Origin of the sequence: uncultured Polaribacter sp. (assembly GCF_947503855.1) — a bacterium.
Lineage (GTDB): Bacteria > Bacteroidota > Bacteroidia > Flavobacteriales > Flavobacteriaceae > Polaribacter.
Map to the genome: position 1 here is coordinate 166757 of NZ_CANNFF010000004.1, position 20729 is coordinate 187485.

Annotated in this window: 8 protein-coding genes; 6 read left to right on the top strand and 2 right to left on the bottom strand. The window is 32.3% G+C overall.

Annotated elements, in window-relative coordinates; genetic code table 11:
- Window positions 1-32 precede the first annotated feature (32 nt).
- Window positions 33-10172: an MBG domain-containing protein gene (locus Q0662_RS04850; RefSeq protein WP_298947700.1), complete on the top strand. Its 10140-nt coding sequence runs from the start codon at window positions 33-35 to the stop codon at window positions 10170-10172.
- A gap of 72 nt (window positions 10173-10244) precedes the next feature.
- Here the strand turns inward: Q0662_RS04850 and Q0662_RS04855 are convergent, their stop codons facing one another.
- Window positions 10245-11645 carry a hypothetical protein gene (locus Q0662_RS04855; protein ID WP_298947702.1) on the bottom strand — a complete coding sequence of 467 codons (1401 nt, stop codon included), beginning with the start codon at window positions 11643-11645 and terminating at the stop codon, window positions 10245-10247.
- Between the two features lie 133 nt (window positions 11646-11778).
- On the opposite strand from Q0662_RS04855, the gene Q0662_RS04860 reads away from it, so the two are divergent.
- The 5 genes from Q0662_RS04860 to Q0662_RS04880 all read left to right on the top strand — a co-directional run bounded on the left by Q0662_RS04860 (window position 11779) and on the right by Q0662_RS04880 (window position 18932).
- A complete protein-coding gene (locus tag Q0662_RS04860) occupies window positions 11779-12819 on the top strand; it encodes a LamG-like jellyroll fold domain-containing protein (RefSeq protein ID WP_298947705.1) in 1041 nt (346 codons plus the stop codon).
- Between the two features lie 379 nt (window positions 12820-13198).
- On the top strand, window positions 13199-13648 hold the full coding sequence (locus tag Q0662_RS04865) for a T9SS type A sorting domain-containing protein (RefSeq protein ID WP_298947706.1): 450 nt from the start codon (window positions 13199-13201) through the stop codon (window positions 13646-13648).
- Window positions 13645-14715: an OmpA family protein gene (locus Q0662_RS04870; RefSeq protein WP_298947709.1), complete on the top strand. Its 1071-nt coding sequence runs from the start codon at window positions 13645-13647 to the stop codon at window positions 14713-14715. Before Q0662_RS04865 ends, Q0662_RS04870 begins: the two co-directional genes overlap by 4 nt.
- A 2-nt stretch (window positions 14716-14717) precedes the next feature.
- Complete coding sequence (locus Q0662_RS04875) at window positions 14718-18137, top strand: hypothetical protein (RefSeq protein ID WP_298947711.1); 3420 nt, start codon at window positions 14718-14720, stop codon at window positions 18135-18137.
- Window positions 18138-18542: 405 nt separating this feature from the next.
- Window positions 18543-18932, top strand: coding sequence for a hypothetical protein (locus Q0662_RS04880; RefSeq protein ID WP_298947713.1), 390 nt, complete (start codon window positions 18543-18545; stop codon window positions 18930-18932).
- A 197-nt stretch (window positions 18933-19129) separates the two neighbouring features.
- On the opposite strand, the gene Q0662_RS04885 is transcribed toward Q0662_RS04880, so the two are convergent.
- The gene (locus tag Q0662_RS04885; protein WP_298947733.1) at window positions 19130-20557 is read right to left on the bottom strand and encodes a redoxin domain-containing protein; all 1428 of its coding nucleotides are present in this window, start codon (window positions 20555-20557) and stop codon (window positions 19130-19132) included.
- Between the last annotated feature and the right edge of the window lie 172 nt (window positions 20558-20729).

The window sequence follows — 20729 nt, forward strand, 5'->3', positions numbered from 1 at the left end:
ACATTGCGGGTATAAATTTTAATTCTGTGATGATGAAGTTTCCTAAATTATTTTTGTTTCTTTTCTTTTTTTTAACAACTATTCAAGTTAGCGCTCAAGATGAAGATGCTTTTATATTAAATTCGAGTATAGAATTGAGAGGTGGTGAAGAAATTCATATTTGGTTAATTAGCCGTTATATAGGTTATTCTAAGGATGTAGTAATTCCAGATAGTTTAAATATGGATTTTGGGTCATTATTTTTTAAGGCTCCAGTTCGTGAAATTAAAACGAAAAGTTTTAAAGACAAAGAACTAAAGACATTAGTCATTCCAAATACAATCAGTGTAATTGAATATGAAGCATTTTATGATAATAACCTCACTTCGGTTACTATAAAAGCAACAACTCCTCCTAGATTACACGTGAACGCATTTAAAAAAAACCCCCCTTTTACACTTAAGGTACCGCAACAAAGTTTAAGCGCTTACAAAAACCACCCTACTTGGAAATTATTAAAACCTAGAGTAGAACCCACAATTACCTTTAACAATCAAACTAAAGAATTTACAAATAATCCAATAACCTTAAATGCTACTTCAAATTCAGGAGGTAAAATAATTTACTCTATTGTTGAGGGTGGTTCAGCAACAGCAAGCCTTTCTGGAGAGAGAAATGAAATACTTCAGGTAACTAGTTTTGGAACGGTAAAAATTAGAGCAACCGTTCTTGAAAAAGGAGATTATGTCTCAAACAGTATAACAAGTACCTTATTTATAACGCCAGATATAGGGGCTGAATTTAGTAAAGATGGTTTTGTATATAAGGTTATAAAAAACACCATTCCATTTGAAGTTTCAATTAAGGGATATACAGGGGCTAAAAAAGCAATTACTATTTCAGAAACCGTGGCGTACTCAGGCATTGACTACACCATAACCGCTATTGAAGAAAAAGCATTTTGGAAAGGAGATTTAGAGGAAGTTGAGATTTTGGGCCCTATTACTACTATTGGGGAATTTGCTTTTATGTATAATAATTTAACCAATATTAACTTACCACAAACCATACAAAGTATTGGGCAACATGCATTAGGTGACAATAACTTATCAAATATTAACATCCCAAATTCACTTACAGTTCTTGAGACTGCTGTTTTTAGCAATAACAAGTTAACAGAGGTTGTTATACCTGAAAATATTACTGAAATTAAGCTCTGGGCCTTTGCTGGAAATAATGAAATGACAACAGTAACACTCCCAAAATCATTACAGAAAATAGGCAATCGTGTATTTGAGTCTAATTTGGAAGAGGTTATTGTACACGCAGTAACCCCTCCAACAATTTCTGATCCATTTAATAATTTTTTTAGATCTGAAGATTTACTTGTAGTAGTTCCAGAAGGGCGTTTATCTGCCTATAAAAATGATGAAGAGTGGAAAAAACATCTATTAAAAGAGAAACCTAGCATTAATTTTGAAGATATTAGTATTCCATTTTCAGAAACAATTACGCTAAATGCTACTTCCAATTCTGGAGGTGCTATTTCCTACGAAATCGTGCAAGGGGGCACAACTACTGCAAATCTTTCTGGTGCAAACAATCAAATAGTACAGCCAACAAATTTAGGTAGTTTGCATATTAAAGCAAAGATTGCAGCAAATGGAGATTATTTAGCAGCAGAAAAGACCGCTGTTATTACCTTAACCCGAAGAAATGAATTTATAAAAGAGGGGATACACTACAAAATAGTTGGTGGTTATTCTGTTAGTATTACGAATTATTCAGGTACTGATACAGAATTAATTATACCAAAAGAAGTAATAGATTTGGGTCGTTTATATACAATAACAATTATTGAAGACAATGCATTTAAAAACAAACAAATAACAAAAATAAGAATTCCTAAATGGATGAATAGAATAGAAGAAAATGCATTTCAGGATACACCACTAAATTATGTGATTCTTGACTCTGACAACCCTCCTACGTTTACCTCAAATACTTTTGATTCTAATGCAAATTTCAAATTACAAGTAGATCCTACAGATATAAATAAGTATAAAAATAGTCCTTGGGCTGTTTATTTACCAAAAGTCTTGCCAAGTATTAGTTTCTATAAAGCATCCGTTAATTTATCAGAAAATATAACTTTAAAGGCTAGCTCTAATTCTAGAGGTAAAATTACGTATACGATTGTACCAGAGGGCACTACCGCTGAAGCAACATTATCGGGCGAAAATAATAAAGTTTTTACCCCAAAAACGATGGGTGAAGTGGTCATTAAGGCTTCGATAGATGAAGAAGGAGATTACTTAACTCACGAAAAAACAGCAGTTATAACAATAAAACCTAGTAATAAGTTTAGTATCGACGGGTTACAATACCAGATAAACTCTAATACTTCTTACACGGTAACAATTATAGATTATACAGGAGAAAATAGGAACATAAACATCCCAGAAAGTGTTGAATACCTAGGTAACAGCTACTCTGTTACTGTTATTGGGGCGAGTGCTTTTATAAACAAAGGTATAACAGAGGTTCATATTCCCAACACCGTAAAAACAATTGAACATAAAGCTTTTGTAAATAACCAACTTAAAGAAGTAATACTTCCAAATTCAATAAACCAAATACATAAGCTTGCATTTGCGAATAATCAAATATCACATATTGAGATACCAGCTTCCATAACTGATCTTAATGCTGGTATTTTCGCCAATAACGAACTAACAGAGGTTCATATTAATGGACAAATTGAATCGATGACTTCGGTTAGTTTTTATAACAACCCAATTTCTAAAATTTTTCTTAAAAACCTTACACTACCAAGAACAGATGGTAAACCTTTTGGAGACAACAATAATATAATTATTCAGGTGCCTTATGAGCAACTAGCGCAATATAAATCTAATGTAAATTGGAGAGATTATACCTATTCTACTATGCCTGACCTAAATTTTTACGATGTTACTAAAAAGTTTTCAGAAAGTATTGAATTGAAGGCAAGTTCTGTATCTGATGGGGAAATTACGTACACTATTTTACCAGGAGGGACTGCAACAGCTACCCTTTCTGGAGAACGCAACCAATTTTTAAACCCTACAAATACAGGAACCATTAAACTAAAAGCCAGTATTGCAGCAAAAGGATCTTATTTGGCTACTGATACAACAGCTACCTACACTATTGTTAACAGAACAGAATTTGAAAAAGAAGGTATTGTATATGCAGTTACTACAACAAAGGAAACGCCAACTGTAGAAGTTATTGATTATACAGGAGCTTCAAAAGAAGTAAGCATACCAAGCAATGTAAATGATGCAGGTATTACGTATACAGTGACTAGTATTGGCACAAAAGCGTTTTATGCTAATGGACTATCCAGTATTGATCTTTCAAATTCAATTGTAAAAATTGGACCTCAGGCATTTCAATTTAATAATTTGACTGACCTAATACTACCCGAATCTTTAACAGAAATTGGTTTGGCAGCGTTTAATTATAATAGTTTGACTACTATTATATTACCTGAATCTTTAAAAAATATAAAAAGAGGTAGCTTTGCTAATAATAAAATTAAAGAGGTTACTATCCCTGCTTCTGTGACATATATGGAAGAATTGATTTTTATAAATAATTCTTTAGAACACGTTGTTCTTAATGCAACAATTCCTCCAGACACAGATAATGGTAAGCTATTTCCAGAAAATTTGAAACAGTTAATAGTACCCTTCTCTAGTATAACTGCCTACTGGCAAACTGAAGTATGGAGAAAATACAAACCACAAGCAATACCACCCTTAGCGTTAGAAGATTTTAACACTACTTACGGAACAGAAAAGAACTTACCAATCAGCACTAGCTTTAATACCAATTTAAGTTATAAAATTATCGAGGGAGGTTCTGGGAAAGCGGTTATTTCATCAGATAATACAACCTTTACACCTATTGAAGTCGGTACCGTATTAATTGAGGCAACATCTTTAGAAAGTGAGCGGTATTTAGAGGTAAAAGACACCATAACAGCCACTATAGTTAAGAAACCTATCACTATAGAAGCGATTGCTAGTTCAAAAGTGTATGGAGATACAGACGCACCTTTACCGCTAAAAATAGCGGGTGAAGAAACCAATACCAGCGCATTAAATTCTACCTTCTTTTTAAATGGTAATGATCAATTATCCGGAGCTCTTACCAGAGCAAATGGCGAAACTGTTGGTGAATATGCCATTACCTCCACATTAGCAAACCCCAACTATGATATTACTTTTACAGGAGCAACTTTTACCATACAAAAAAAGGAAATTACGGTCACTGCAGATGTAGTATCGAAACAATTTGGTAATGAAGACCCTGAGTTTACGTATCGTGTAACGCCTTCAGGAATAGACCTAACAAGTGTTAACGGAACGCTAACCAGAGAGGCTGGAGAAAACGTTGGGAGCTATGAGATAACATCTTTGTTAACAAGTAATAACTTCACGATTAATTATACCCCAGCAGCACTTACCATTACTAAAAAACCATTAACAGTAAAGGCGATAGATAAAGAACAAGTTTACGGTGAGGAGTCAGTTGCGTTTAGCTATGAGGTGTTACCAGCGCTTACAGAGAATGAATCTTTAGATATTTTTATGTTTAAAGGATCAACAAGCACTGATCCTGGTAGATATTTAATACACATCGAAGGGAATAATTCGAATTATGCTGTTACTTGGGAAAAAGGCATATACACTATTAAAAAGAAACCTCTTATTATTACTGCAAATCCGATAACACAAGTTTATGACGCTGCAGAAAAACCACTTACCTATAGTTTAAGTGAGAATTTAGTGGGTAATGATGTACTAACAGGGACGTTAGCAAGAGAAGCAGGTCAGCTTCCTGGAACCTATACCATAAGTTCTACTTTAAGTCATCCTAATTATGATATTACGTATAAAGAAGCCAACTATGTAATCACTAAAAAAAGCATAACACTAACAGCACACGCTAAAACAAAAGTGTATGGAGCACAAGATCCAGCACTTACCTATTCACTATCTGACGTTCTTATTGATGGTGTTAGTTTACAAGGTGGTTTAATTAGAGAAAGTGGTGATGCCCCAGGCACTTATGAAATTCGCTCAAATATTTCACATCCTCTTTATGATATAACGTATATACCTGCAGATTTTACGATTACAAAAAAACCACTTACCATAACTGCAGATAGTAAAATAGTTGAGTATGGAGAAGAAGCTAAACCACTAACATATACCTTAAGTGAAGGTTTAGTGGGGACAGATAATTTAGTAGGACAGCTTTCAAGAGAAACTAGAGAAACTGTTGGCATTTACCCTATAACTTCTTCACTATCACATCCTGGGTATAATATAACCTTCGTAACTGCTAATTATGAGATTACCAAAAAACCAATCACCATTTCTGCTGAAGATAAAGCTATTTTTTATGGAGATACTGACGTTCCATTAACATATACAACAGAACCAGCAATCGTTAATGGAGATGTGTTTTCTGGAGAATTAACTAGAGCAGAAGGTAAAGAAGTAGGTGAATATCTTATTTCATCTACAATAGCCAATTCCAATTACGACATCACGTTTGAAAGTGCTAAATACATCATTGCAGACAGAAAAATTACAATCAAAGCACACAATACAGTAAAACTTTATAATGATCCAGATCCTGAATTAAAATACACTGTTGTTCCTGGTTTAATAGGTAATGATGAACTTACAGGCTCTATAACAAGAGCTTCTGGAGAGGAGCTTGGTGATTATCAAATTAGCTCAACCTTAGTTAATGATAAATATGAGATTACTTTTGAGCCTGGAACCTTCTCTATTTTGCCTCAAAAGGTTTTTGAAAAAGATGGTTTTATTTTTGAAATTATTTCAGCAATTTCTCCTTATACTGTAAAGTTAACTGGAGTTAATTTTAATGTTCCAGACATAACAGAGATAACAGAAGTAACGATTCCAAATACGGTAGAAAATTCTACCATTACGTATACAGTAACCGGAATTGGTGATAATGTTTTTCTAAATATGACAGGATTAGTAAAAGTAAACTTACCAAATCAGCTAGCCTTTATTGGGACAGGTGCTTTTCAAAATGCCGCTTTAAACGCTATTACATTTCCAAACACGTTATTAGAGATTGGTAATTATGCCTTTAAAAATAATAATCTAGAAGAGGTTGTTTTAACTGATAATGTTCGTTTCATTGGGGCTGGAGCTTTTGAAAATAATAATATTGCTACAGTAAGTTTGCCAGAGCAACTTGAAATTATTGAATCTGAAGCCTTTGCAGGTAATAAATTAACAGAAATTGATTTACCGGATGCACTAACTTATATTCAGCCAGCATGTTTTAAAAACAATTTACTTTCTAGAGTTTCATTGCCAGAAAACCTATTTATCATTGGAGAGGAAGCTTTTTCAGGAAATGAATTAACAGAACTAGCGTTGCCTAAATTGTTGATGGAAGTTGGTATTAAGGCTTTTGCCGGAAATAAACTCAAACACATAATGGTTTCAAATCAACTTATGATGCTTGGTATGGAGGCATTTAATCAACCTGAAGACAAATTTGAGTATATTATTGTAGACACTCCAGAGCCTCCTATGATTGAAGAATTTGTGAGCTTAAATGCAACTTTTGGAAAAAATCCAGAAAATATAAAAGTTCTCGTTCCTGCAGCACAGTTAGCAGTGTATGAAGAGCATCTTTTTTGGAACCTGTATCAGTTACAAGCAATGCCAGAGATACTTTTTCAAGATACAGTTGTTACCTTTGGTGATACACTAAACTTAGAAGCCTCTATCGTTGATGTAGAAGGTGATTTTGAATTTTTTATTGAAAATGGAGGAACCGGTTTAGCCAGCTTATCTGGGGTTAATAATTCTGTATTATCTACAAATAGAGCTGGAGAAGTATTGGTAAAAGTAGTATTTACAGAAGCTAACGGTTATTATCAACTAGAAAAAACAAGTACCATAACCATAGCTAAAAAAGACATTGACATCATTGTAAATAGCCAAAGTAAATTTTTCGGCGATGAAGATCCAGCGTTAACGTATCTAAAACCAAAACAATTAAGGGATATAAATTTAGATGGAGGCTTATATAGAGTTTTAGGAGAACAAGTAGGTACTTACGAGATTAAATCAACACTTAACAGTCTTAATTATAATATAAATATTGAGAAAGCAGACTTTACTATCAAGAAAAAAAGTATTAGTGTAGCTGTAGGTGAAGTTACTAAAATTTATGGAGAAGTAGATCCTGAAATTACCTATCAACTGCCACCAACTTTTGATTGGATAGATCTAAAAGATATTAAAGGAAATTTAACAAGAGAAGCAGGAGAAGCTGTGGGCACCTATAAAATAACTTCTTCTCTCGAAAGTGAAAATTTCGAGATTCATACAGTAATTGAAGATTTTAAAATTTTACCACGACCAATTACGTTAACAGCCAATGAAAGTTCAAAAACATATGGAGATGAAGATCCTGTATTTACGTATTCACTATCAGAAAAATTATTAAATGAAGACAAGTTAGAAGGATCTTTAACGAGAGTTCTTGGCGAAGATGTAGGGACCTATGCAATAGAAAGCACATTGCAAAACCCAAATTATGATATCGATTTTGTATCAAAAAACGTAACAATTACCCCAAGAAAAATTTTTGTTATTGCAGATAATGTTACTAAATCATATGGCACTCAAGATCCTGAGTTAAGTTATACACTTTCTGAACCCCTATTAAATAACCAAGTTTTACAGGGAAGTTTATCGAGAGAATCTGGAGAAAATGCGGGAACTTATACAACAATTAGTAATTTTTATAACTCTAATTATGATATTGATTTTATTTCATCAGAATTTATAATTGTACCTAAACAAATTTCTGTAGCTGTCTCAAACACAAAAGTATATGGCGAACCAGACCCAGAATTTAACTATACGCTTTCAGATGAATTAATAGGGAATGATACACTTACAGGAACTATAACTAGAGCTACTGGCGAAGATGCAGGGTCCTATGCATTTATAAGTACTTTAGAAAACTCAAATTATAGTATTTCTTTAGATCCCTCAGAATTTATTATTACACCAAAACCAATTACAGTAACTGTTCCAAATACAAAAATGTATGGTAACCCAGATCCAGAATTTAACTATACACTTTCAGATGAATTAATTGGTAATGATACGCTTACAGGTTCTATAACTAGAGCGTTTGGTGAAGATGTAGGTACATATTTATTAATAAGTAATTTAGAAAATTCAAATTATAATATCTCATTAACTTCCTCAGAATTTACAATTACTCCAAAACTAATTACGGCAACAGTATACCCAGATAATAAAATATATGGAGATGAAGAACCAATACTAAATTATGAGTTATCAGATTTTCCGCTAGCAACAGACAACTTAACAATTAACATCTCTAGAGAGACAGGTGAAGATATTGGTACCTATACATTAACAAGTTCATCTAATAATAGTAATTATAATATAGCCTTAAGTTCTTCAGAATTTAAAATTACACCTAAACCGATTACAGTATCACTGTTTATAAATACTAAAGTCTATGGTGAAGCTGACCCTGAACTTACCTATATCTTATCTGAAAGTTTAATCGGTTCTGATGCCTTAACTGGACAGCTTTCTAGAGAGCCTGGAGAGGATGTAGGAACTTATGCCATCTCTAGTTCACTGGAAAATGCAAACTATACTATTGACTTTACTGCTAGTACTTTTGAGATTACTCCTAAACCGATTGCAATAAATGCAAATCCAATCACTAAAGTCTATGGTGAAGCTGACCCTGAACTTACCTATACCTTATCTGAAAGTTTAATTGGTTCTGATGCCTTAACTGGACAGCTCTCTAGAGAGCCTGGAGAGGATGTAGGAACTTATGCCATCTCTAGTTCACTAGAAAATGCAAACTATACTATTGACTTTACTGCTAGTACTTTTGAGATTACTCCTAAACCGATTGCAATAAATGCAAATCCAATCACTAAAGTCTATGGTGAAGCTGATCCAGAACTTACCTATACCTTATCTGAAAGTTTAATTGGTTCTGACGCCTTAACTGGACAGCTTTCCAGAGAACCTGGAGAGGATGTAGGTACTTATGCCATCTCTAGTTCACTAGAGAATGCAAACTATACTATTGACTTTACTGCCAGTACTTTTGAGATTACTCCTAAACCGATTGTAATAAATGCAAATCCAATCACTAAAGTCTATGGTGAAGCTGATCCAGAACTTACCTATACCTTATCTGAAAGTTTAATTGGTTCTGATGCCTTAACTGGACAGCTTTCTAGAGAGCCTGGAGAGGATGTAGGAACTTATGCCATCTCTAGTTCACTAGAAAATGCAAACTATACTATTGACTTTACTGCTAGTACTTTTGAGATTACTCCTAAACCGATTGCAATAAATGCAAATCCAATCACTAAAGTCTATGGTGAAGCTGATCCTGAACTTACCTATATCTTATCTGAAAGTTTAATCGGTTCTGATGCCTTAACTGGACAGCTTTCTAGAGAGCCTGGAGAGGATGTAGGAACTTATGCCATCTCTAGTTCACTAGAAAATACAAACTATACCATTGACTTTACTGCTAGTACTTTTGAGATTACTAAGGCTTCTCAAATAATTACATTTGATTCATTAGCTGAAGAGAATATTAATAGTAAAACAATCGTTTTAACAGCAGAGGCAACATCTGGTTTATCTATTTCTTATACAAGTTCTAACGAATCTATTGCAACAATACTGGGTAATGAGCTTACAGTTATTGCTACTGGTACTGTAATTATTACTGCAAGTCAAGAAGGTAACGCTAATTATAAAGCAGCAGATCCTGTTTCGCAAGAATTAAGAATAGTAACTTTATCTGTTTTAGAGGAAGAATTTAAATCTAGAGATGTGATGATCTATCCAAACCCTTCAAATAGCTTCATACAAATTAAAGGCATAAAAGATCAGGGTTATACGGTATCTATTTTTAATATTGAAGGGAAACTTATTAAAAAAGTTTTTAATTACTTGACTAAAAATAAGATTGAAATTAGTAATCTAAAAAATGGAACTTATATTTTAAAAATCACAAAAGATAAGAAGCTTGTTACAAAAAAGTTTTTAAAAATATAACCTATCTAAAAAACTGTTGAGACACAATATTTAAATTTAAATTAATCTATAATTCTTATGATAATATAAAAACTATTTTTTAACAGCTATCGTAATGTTTAGTTTAATTTCCTTTAGTCTTTTGTCAAACTTATTTTTTCTTAAAGAAAAAATACTTTCTTGTGGGGTTTTTAAAATAGAAGACAACTCTAAGGTTAATTCTTTTAAAACGCGTTCTCTTCGTTTGTTAATAGTAATATAATTATCGGTATCTAAATCTGTAGTCAAAATGGAATTCAACTCATTGAGTAAAAAATATTCTGATTGTTTGTTCATAAAATAAACTAGTACTTGCGTAGATAAATTATTTAAAATAATTGGTGTTTTTTTAAAATAAAAAGAGTGGGTGTTTTTAGAATAGTATATGTTAAAGTTACGTTTCTTTTTTCGTAAATAGAGGTGTCTAAATCCAAAAATAGCAATTAGTATACCCAAACCATAAAGCGTGTATTTTAAAAGAGTTGTTAAAAAAGTATCTTTATAAAAAGGGGTTTCTTTTATTAAACTTCCTCTAAATTCCTCATAGGGTTGGCTTAAGGCACCATTAGTTTGCCCATCAATACTATAGGTAAAAGAAATATTTTTGGAGGCTTTGTGGTATACAACGCTTTTAATATTTTTAAAGTTTTTAAAGGTATATGTTTTTACTGTATTCTTAAAAATATCAATTTCTCTTATTAGGGTTGAGATATGAATAATTTTATTTTCTATTTGAACGCGAGGATAGTAATATCTATCATTTTTTATAAACTCAAAATTATCGTTATGCTGTTGTAGTTTATGAAGTGTAAAGTCCTTAAAATCTAATCTCCAAACATCATTAAATTTCAAGTTTTTTGTCTCAAAATTTTTATGATTTGATCTCATATCACCTCCAAAAAAATAGAGATTATTGTCTTTAATTAAAGAAAAAATACGACTCCTTGGTTCAACTTTTTCTATGTTAACTTGATGTTGTTTTAACCATTCACCAGCTAAAAAATCATAATAAGTTAAAATATTTTTATGGGTAAACAAGCCATAACCACCCCATAAATACATTGTTTGTTTATATTGAAAAGGAATACCACCATATTGATTGTTGTGTTTAAAACTATTATCTATCCTTTTAAAAGTATTGTTTTTAAATTCTAAAACTCTACCACAACCATTATCCACAAAGTAATTGATGCCATTTATTTGGTATTGATTGTTTTTAAAATCATTTAAATTAAGTTCTTTTGGAAAATTTATTTTAAAATGATGGCTAAACTCTGGACCGCTAACCGCCATAGAATCATTATAGACCAATATAGGTTCTCCTGTACTTGCATCCTCAAAAAGCAAATAATTAGAAGTGTTTTTAAACTTTACTTGACCTAGAAGTATAGGACTTACCAGTGCTATATAAATAAATAAAACATTTTTTTTTAAGTGTTTAAAATTAAAAATCATGTTGGGAGATTTAAATATTTTCATAAAACAAAACTAGTAAAATAGATGTTGAAAAAAATATACGAAATTATAATGTCGTGTAAATTTATAGGATTTTTTTGATTCATAAACTAATTTTGAAAAAATATATATCATGAAAAAAATACTATATACTTTATTTGTTATGGCATGCATAGCAAATTTAAACGCACAAGTACCTTCTTATGTGCCAACAAATGGTTTAGTTGGTTATTGGCCATTTAATGGGAATGCCAATGATGAAAGCGGAAATGGAAATAATGGAACGGTTAATGGTGCCACTTTAGCATCAGACAGAGATGGGAATGAAAATAGTGCCTACTATTTTAATGTAAATGCATCTGGAGGTTGGGGCAGGGCTCAAAACAGAATTACAGTTAATAATCCTACAATTTCAAATGAAAATAGTTTTACAATGTCTGCTTGGATTAATCTTGAAACAAAACCAAGCCCTTTTAACAATAGACCCCACACTATAATGGGAAGATGGGATGGTAATGGAGCTGCTGTTTTTAGGCATCAAATTAATTATTCTGGAGAAATCAGTACTAATTTAACAAACAGCAATGTTGTTGAAGGAGGTGCAGTCGCTTATGATGTATGGTATCATACCGTAATTACATATGATGGTTCAACATTAAAGCAGTATATAAATAATCAATTAACTAACCAAGAGCAATTAAGCATAGATATAAATACAAGTTCTACAGACCTAACTTTTGGAGAACTTCATATGGCAAATGGTCATTGGTACTTATTTAGTGGTAAAATGGATGAATTAGGTTATTGGAACCGAGCATTAACCGAACAAGAAATAGCTAACTTATATACCTCTACTTCTTCTAATGAATGTTCCACATTAGTCATCAATACAGGGGTTTTAAGCACGAGCCCTATTACTTATACAAGTACAGTAAATATTTATCCTAACCCTGCCAATGAGCAAATTACAATTGATTGTGGCAACCTAGATAATGTAGAGGGTTGGCATATTAAAATTACCAATACGCTTGGTCAAGAGGTGTTTAACAAGCCAATGGATACCCAACAATATGTTATTCCTTTAAATACTTGGACAGGGCAAGGTATGTATTTCGTTAAAATTATCAATGCTGAAAACGAGGTGGTAAATATTAAAAAAATTATATTGCAATAGCATTACAAAAAAGTAGGCTGTTCAAAAGGATATCAACAGTTAAATACTGTTTTGTTTTTCATTGAGAACCGATTCAATAATGTTTTGTTTTTTATCCTCGGTTATGCCTGCAACTATTACATAAGTAAATGATGTAGCATATTGTAGTAAGTGTTTTTTAATTAATAAGTTGTGTGTAATAATTTTTAATGTATATTAGTAATTCAATATTTTTTACCTAAAAAACCTACTGCTATTCGACCCTGTAACTAGCTTTCAGCGTCAAATAAAATAGAAGCGGTTTACAGTCCGTTTTATAAGGGATTAAATATAGGTATTTATGACAACTAAAAAAATCTATTCAAGTACTAAATTACAGTTCGCTACATTTATTTTATTTTTGTGTGTAGCGTCAATTCATGCTCAGTTACATCACCAAACATTTGGGACTTTAGGAGGTAGTCAAACGAAATCAAACTATCATATTTCTTATTCTGTAGGCCAATCTTCAGTTGTGGGTACCTATACATCAGATGCAATGCTTATAAGCCAAGGCTATCAACAGCCTATTTTTAATGAGTATACAGCAAAGTTCACTTCAAGTTTACATGAAGTAAAATTTTATCCAAATCCATTTTCAACGCATCTTACTTTTAAATTCTTAATAGATTATGATGATATTCAAGTCAGAATCATAGATGTTACTGGACGAATTGTATTTACAAAAACTTTAAGTACGGCAAACCAGTTACTAGTTTTAAACCTTCCTTACCTTTCAGATAGTGCATATATAATTACACTGTCTGCGCTTAACTTTTATTACCAAACAAAAATTATAAAACAACCTTGAAACACCTAACACTTACAATAGTCATCTTACTTATTAGTAGCAAAAGCTTTACACAAGAAATTTCTTTAGAATCAGGGCTCAATTTCAGCAAGTATATTTATAGCAATTCCGCTGGTAAATCGAATGATAATATTAAACCAGATACTGGATTTTATTCTAGATTAGGTCTTGGACTTTTTCAATTGGCTAACCAAAAAATTGAGTATGGATTAAGCTTTCAACAATTTAATGCTACTGGGGGCGATGGATACGAAAACTACAATTGGAACACCAATTATCTGGGTGGGTTTGTGAAGTATCAAAAGTTGCTTTACAAAAACATTATAGGAGCAAAACTTAGTCTAGATTTCTTGTACTTAGTCTCTGTAAAACAGAAAATTGGAGGAAAAACATTTGACTTAACCAACCAAAAAGAAATGAATGGAACTTGGATAAACCCTAGTGTAGGTTTGTTTGTAAACGTTGTTAATTCGAATTCCTTTGGATTGGATGTAGGTTATAATTTTTCGTATGCATTTAAGCCCTCTAATCAAGGTACAGAAACACTTTCATACATGGCAAATCAAGTGTATTTTAAACTTTATTTAAACCCTTATAAAAAGGAAGTTGCTATTTCTGATTATGAGCGATCTAAATACATCGTGCCTGATTCTATTTCAAAAAATCAATTGGCATTGGAACAAGATATTAAAAATTTAAAATTTGAAATCAATTTATTAAAGCAGACACCCGTATCACCTCCAGAACATACCGTATTTTTTCATTTAGATTCTTATATAATTGATAAAGATCAGTATGAAAAACTTGAGAAAATCGCACGTTATTTAAGAAATCACCCAACAAGTATTTCAACACTTGTGGGGTATGCAGACGATACAACGGGACAAACAGAATATAATCAAACCCTCTCTAACAAAAGGGCAAAAAGTGTTCAAGAATTTCTAATTTCTCTGCAAGTAGATCCAAGTCAATGTATTATAAAAGGAGCAGGAGAAACAAGTCAATTTAACCAGAAAATATACGATTCTAACCGTAGAGTTATTATCATTTTAACACCAAAAAAATAAGTATGAAAAAGACCATTCACAGCATTAAAATTATTCTCTTTTTGTGTATTTTAAATTCTGTTTTTGTCCTTGCTCAAGACAAAAGAAACGGTATTAGTTATCAAGCTTTAATTATAAATTCAAGTGAGGTTGAACTTCCTGGCGCCAATCAAACAAACACCCCTTTAAGAAATCATAAAATATGTCTTCGTTTTTCTCTTATTAATGAAAAGGGAACTTATGAATACATAGAACATACGGTAACAACAACAGATTCTTACGGTATGGTTAATGTTCTTATTGGTACGGGTGAGGCTGTTGGTAGTAATTCTTGGAGCGATGTAGAGTGGTCGGTGGCAATGAAAACCCTTAAGGTTGATTTTGATATGACAGCTCAATGCAACTCTTTTCAAGAATTAAGCTTACAACAACTTACGGCGGTTCCTTTTGCATTGTATGCACCTGGATCTGAAATTCCAGGACCAGATGGAGCTCCTGGTGACGATGGAATTTCTGCTTATGAAGTTTGGTTGGCACTTGGCAATACAGGAACAGAGCAAGAATTTATTGACTCACTTAAAGGAGCTGATGGTGACGATGGAATTTCTGCTTATGAAGTTTGGTTGGCACTTGGCAATACGGGAACAGAGCAAGAATTTATTGACTCACTTAAAGGAGCTGATGGTGAGGATGGGGATGACTTTGCATTTGAGCTTCCTGATGGAGTTGAAAATGGAGATTATCTACAATGGATATGGAATGGTACAAGCTGGGACATCACTGTCATTACCCCCGATGACACAAGCATAATATTAATTTCATCTTCAGGAACCAATAATCAATCTGTCTGTGCTAATGTTGAAATAGAACCAATTGTTTATTCATTTTCTGAAATTGTTTCTGGAGTAACTGTAATTGGTCTACCATCAGGTTTAAATTTTGAGCTAACAAACAATGAATTAATCATATCAGGGCAAATCACGCAACAACTATTGGAAACAAGTACTTTTGAGTACCAAGTTCAGGTGCCTCAATCAAATGGCCCGAATAGAGTTGCATATGGAAGAATAACTTTTGATCCCGCGCCTCAAATTATTCTTGATGTTGGGGAACAAAATATGAGTGCTTGCTTATTGGAACCTATTGACCCCATAGAATATCTGATTGAAAACTCTCAAAACAGCGCTACAGTAACTGGACTCCCTCCTGGAATAAGTTCTTCAATTGTTGGAAATAGAATCATAATTTCTGGAACGCCTGATAGCTCATTAATTGATGGGTCATCTGCAACTTACACCATTGAAACACCACCAGGAACATGTGATGCTGTGTCAATTACAGGGATCATAAGTTTTACGGATTGTAGCACATGTTATCCAACTGCTGAAGCAGGTGCTGATGCAACAATTTGTTCTGGTGAGATCTTTCAAATAGCAGGAAATGTTGGGAATGCAACCAACATTTATTGGACAACAAGTGGAAATGGAACTTTTGATAATTCCAATTCCCCCAACCCTAAATATGTCCCGACAAATGAGGATTTTGACTCTGGATCAGTAACCCTTACCGTTAAAGTGCAAAATGACTCATGTGGGAGTCTTGAAGAGTTAGAGGACTCTATGGTATTAAGCATTTCTGATTGTTCCTCAATTGATGTAACCTTAATCAATAACATTGAGGCTATTGTTTTTGCTAATGATGTAACCTTTGGTGCAGAAATAGTAACTGATAATATTCAAAATATAGCATCTGCTGGACTATGTTATAATACTATTGGTGGAGCTACAACTTCAGATCCAAAAGTGGAGCAAGCTTATTATGATGGTGGGTTTTGGAAAGAAGTCCCTCCTGTTTTTGAACTGGATTTGGTTGGAGTTCCTGTAGACTCATTATTTGTTAGACCTTTTGTAACCACAATTGGTGGGGATACGGTTTATGGTAATCAAATTGCAATTGCTAATGAAGACCCAAATAGAAACCATATCTATAATTTTTCTACTGAGTCAGGAGATTTTAGCCCTGAAAACTATACAATCACTACTACTTCTGAGATAACATTTCAAAATATAATCTCTTTAAGAAATTTAAATTGGGAATACGGGTCTCCAAACTACAGTAATATAGTAATAGTTAATTTCCCTAGCTTAGATAGGATTGAGGATAACTTCATTTTAAAATATGAATATTCATTAAGGGAATTCAATGCACCAAAACTGAGGAAAATTTCAAGTAGGCTAATTGTTGACTACAATAATATCGAGAAATTTTTATTGCCAAAATTGCAAATTAGTGGTAACCGTGAAGGTTCAATTAGCAATAATGAAAATTTAAATGAACTGGATTTAACAAGTTGGGAAGGAAAAGACGGATATAGTAATTTTAATATATCAAGTAATGAAAGTCTAATTGAAATTAATTTAGATAGCTTTTATAAAACCCGTCAGCCAAATGGAGGTCATAATTCTTTTAGAATTAGCGGTAATTCAAACTTGAAAACAATTAGTTTTGGAACTGATTTGGATATTGAAGCACTCATTAGAATTTATGGAAATGAAAATTTAGAGGAGATAAACTTTACAAAGTTAACAAATGTTAAATCTGGTCAAATAGAAATTACTGATAATCAATCATTAAAAAAAATAACTTTTGAGAGTTTAAAATCTTCAAATTATGTAAAAGATAAACAATATTGGTTAGAGCCACATATTTTGATTTATAAAAATACTTTATTGGAAGAAATAAACATACCAACTATTGAAAATTTTTATAACATAAGCATAAATAATAATGAATCTCTTCCTGAAATAATATTCCCTGAGCTTTTAACAGTTCATAAGAATTTAACTATTCGTGATAATACCAACCTTTCTAAGGTACTCATGCCAAAACTAGAGACAACTGGAGATAAAGTTTACAATTCAAATTCCTTTTTATTTAATTCAAATCAAAGTTTGAATGACATTAATTTTGATTCACTTCTCAAGGTGTATACAAGTCTAACAGTTGAAAACAATCAACAACTAGATTTAAATGACTTTCCCTGTAATCTATTTGTACTAGTGAATGATGGGCTTGATTGTACGTTTGGGGATATTAATGTGTCAAATAATCTAGATGACACCTATTGTTTCCAAGATCCTAGTTTAATACCGCCCATTGATATACAAACTGTTGCTGCATTTAATATCAGCTCTGACCAAGCAAAAACAACTACTAACACCACCTCATACACTAAGATGAAATCTAGAGGCCTTGTTTGGAGTACTTCCCCAAATCCAACAATTGAGAATGATTTTTTCTCGGAAAATGGAAGTCTAAACGGAACATACGATTCCTACATGTATAATCTTCAACCCAATACTACCTATTATTTTAGAGCTTATGGTGAGGATTGTAATGGAGTGTTTTACGGAAATGAGTTACAGTTTACTACACTTCCTTAGAAAATTTTTAGTTTTAGGAAAGAAATTCTAATCCAGCTTGAGTCTGTTAAATTTACTTTTACTAGTCTTAAAAACCCCTGACCTAATTTCCTTATCCATCTTTCTTTTGGTTTTATATTTCATATAACGTTTGCACACTGCTTTAACCTCGTCAGGATACAACTCTTTTACTTTGTTTTTGAGCTTGAAATATGTTGGTCTTACTAAAGAAATCTCATTATCCCTAGAGTGAATAGCCCTCCAAAGCAATAAGGGGTCATTTTTGATACTCTAACACACTTTCCGTTGATGCATGTAGCATCTTGGTCTCTTAGCTTACGGCTTAAGTGGATACCGGGCCTTCCTGTCTTCATGTGTGTATAACTTGTGTAGGAGCTGAAAAGGCCAGGAAAATTTCTTTACATTATGTTAAATTATAGCTTTGATTGTAGTCCAGGGAATGTTAATGTTGGGGGTAATTTAGATAACAACTATTGTTTTCAAGACCTTTCTTTAAGAGAAGATCCCGATCAAACGACAGTACCCATTACTGCCATCACATCAACAGAAGCGAAAAGTGGTGGGATGATTACCAGCAATTCATTTGTTAAAGCACAATCCAAAGGAGTATGTTGGAGCACATCTCCAAACCCGTCCATTGCAGGTACCTTTTCAGAAAATGGTAATTGGAATGATGATTATGATTCTTACATTTATAACCTCACGCCAAACACCACCTATTATGTTCGGGCGTATATGAAAGATTGTAATGGGGTGTATTATGGAAACGAAATTTCGTTTACCACCAAACCTTAAAGTTTATGAGTAAAATTTAGATACATTGTAAACATAATTTTTAGTGCCTAAAAAAAAAATAGGAGATAGCCCCAGACAAATAGATAGCCAAAGAGCATTACTTTATCAATATAAGCTTGGTGCAATTTATTGAGGGTTTGAAAATGGGGTACTTAAGCATGCAAAATCAAAGCTAGTGCAAGCAACCAAACTAAATTTTACGATTTCATGAGTTTTGAATACTCTTGTGGATCTATGTCTTTGCCAATAATAATTTTATCCTTGTCTAATAAATAAAATACTGGGGTTTGCTCAATGTTGTAATGCGTTTGGTAGTCTACATCTTTTTGCGAATAATTTCCACGTACTACTTTGGCAGGCGATACATGATTCCATGTGTTTAAATCATGCTTTGAAATAAATTTTTCCCATTCTAATTTCACTTCCGTATTGATGTTTACAGCATAAATGGAGTGGTTAATATTTTTCCAATCATTTTTATGCAAACGGTTTATTTTTGGAATTTCTGTTTGACAATGACCGCAGGTGGGGTCCCAAAAAACAAGAACAATATAATCAGCATTCAAATCGTATAAATAAAGGGGGGTGTTATCAATAGAATTCATAAACAATTCTTTTGCTTTAGAGCCTATTTGATTATTTTCAAGTAAGCGTGCCTTTAATTTAAAAAGTTCTTTTTGTGTTAATGGCAGCCATTCGTATGTTTGGTTTTTAAAATAGGTTTCATACAAATTTAAAAATACACGATCGTGCCCCATTTGTTTAGGGTTGATGTATAAGTCTATAAAATAAAGACTCATGTATTTAAATGTATCACTATTAAGGGTGTTGGCTTCGTCTAATATTCTAGTGATTTCTTCTGTAATTGAATCTACAGTTTTAGGAACAAATACATTAAAATAGGTGGATAGTTTTTGTTCAAAAAAGGGGTTTCTTAATAAACGACTGTCATTAAAATCTATACCTCTAAAATAATTGTTTTTTAAAAAAAGTAAAGAATCTTTTTTTGTTGCTAATTTTTGGTTTTTTAGTGAAGAAAAATCTTCTAAGGGTTGTGTTAACTTAAATAAAAGCGCCAAAGTGTTTGTATGCAACAACCTATAATTTTGTTTATACTTTTCGATTTCATTTTCTACGGATTTTATTTTATCTGCAAAGTCAAGTTTTTCTTTTGGGCTGCTCGTAGTTTTAATCGATTTTTGTAACAATTCAATTTCTGATCGTTTTGTTTTTAAAAAAATCGTAAAGTCTTTAAAATCTATATTTTCTTGCGAGTTGTAAATTTTTGTTTTGGATGGGTTTTTGGAATTCGGCTCTATTTTGAATTGTTGTGCAGCATCCATTAAAAACTCAAATTCAATTTCCTTAGAATCATTTAACAGCATATAAATACCACTCACATATTTTTTTTTGTTTTTAAAAATAAGTTTCCCTTTTGAATCTGCTGTTACAGAGTCTAATAATGTTTGGTATTTGCCAAAGTGGCTTGCAAGATAAAAAGGTTTATTTTTGTATGTGTCAGATTGAAATTCGATAAAACATCCCGCATCTTCTGAGACAGATTCAGCACAACTGGTAAGGCTACAAAGGATTATAAGTTTCCAAAAAATAGAAAGATTCATCATTCATTTTATTTCAAACAAAACTAATAACTTTTAGTCTTAAAACCTATTTTTATTTAAAAACGACCAATTTGAGATGTTTGTTGCTTGCTCTTATAGTCATTTTTGAAAATGTGATTTTAAAAACGGACTTTATTTTGTAAGTTACTGAAAAATAATAATTTAATAAATACAC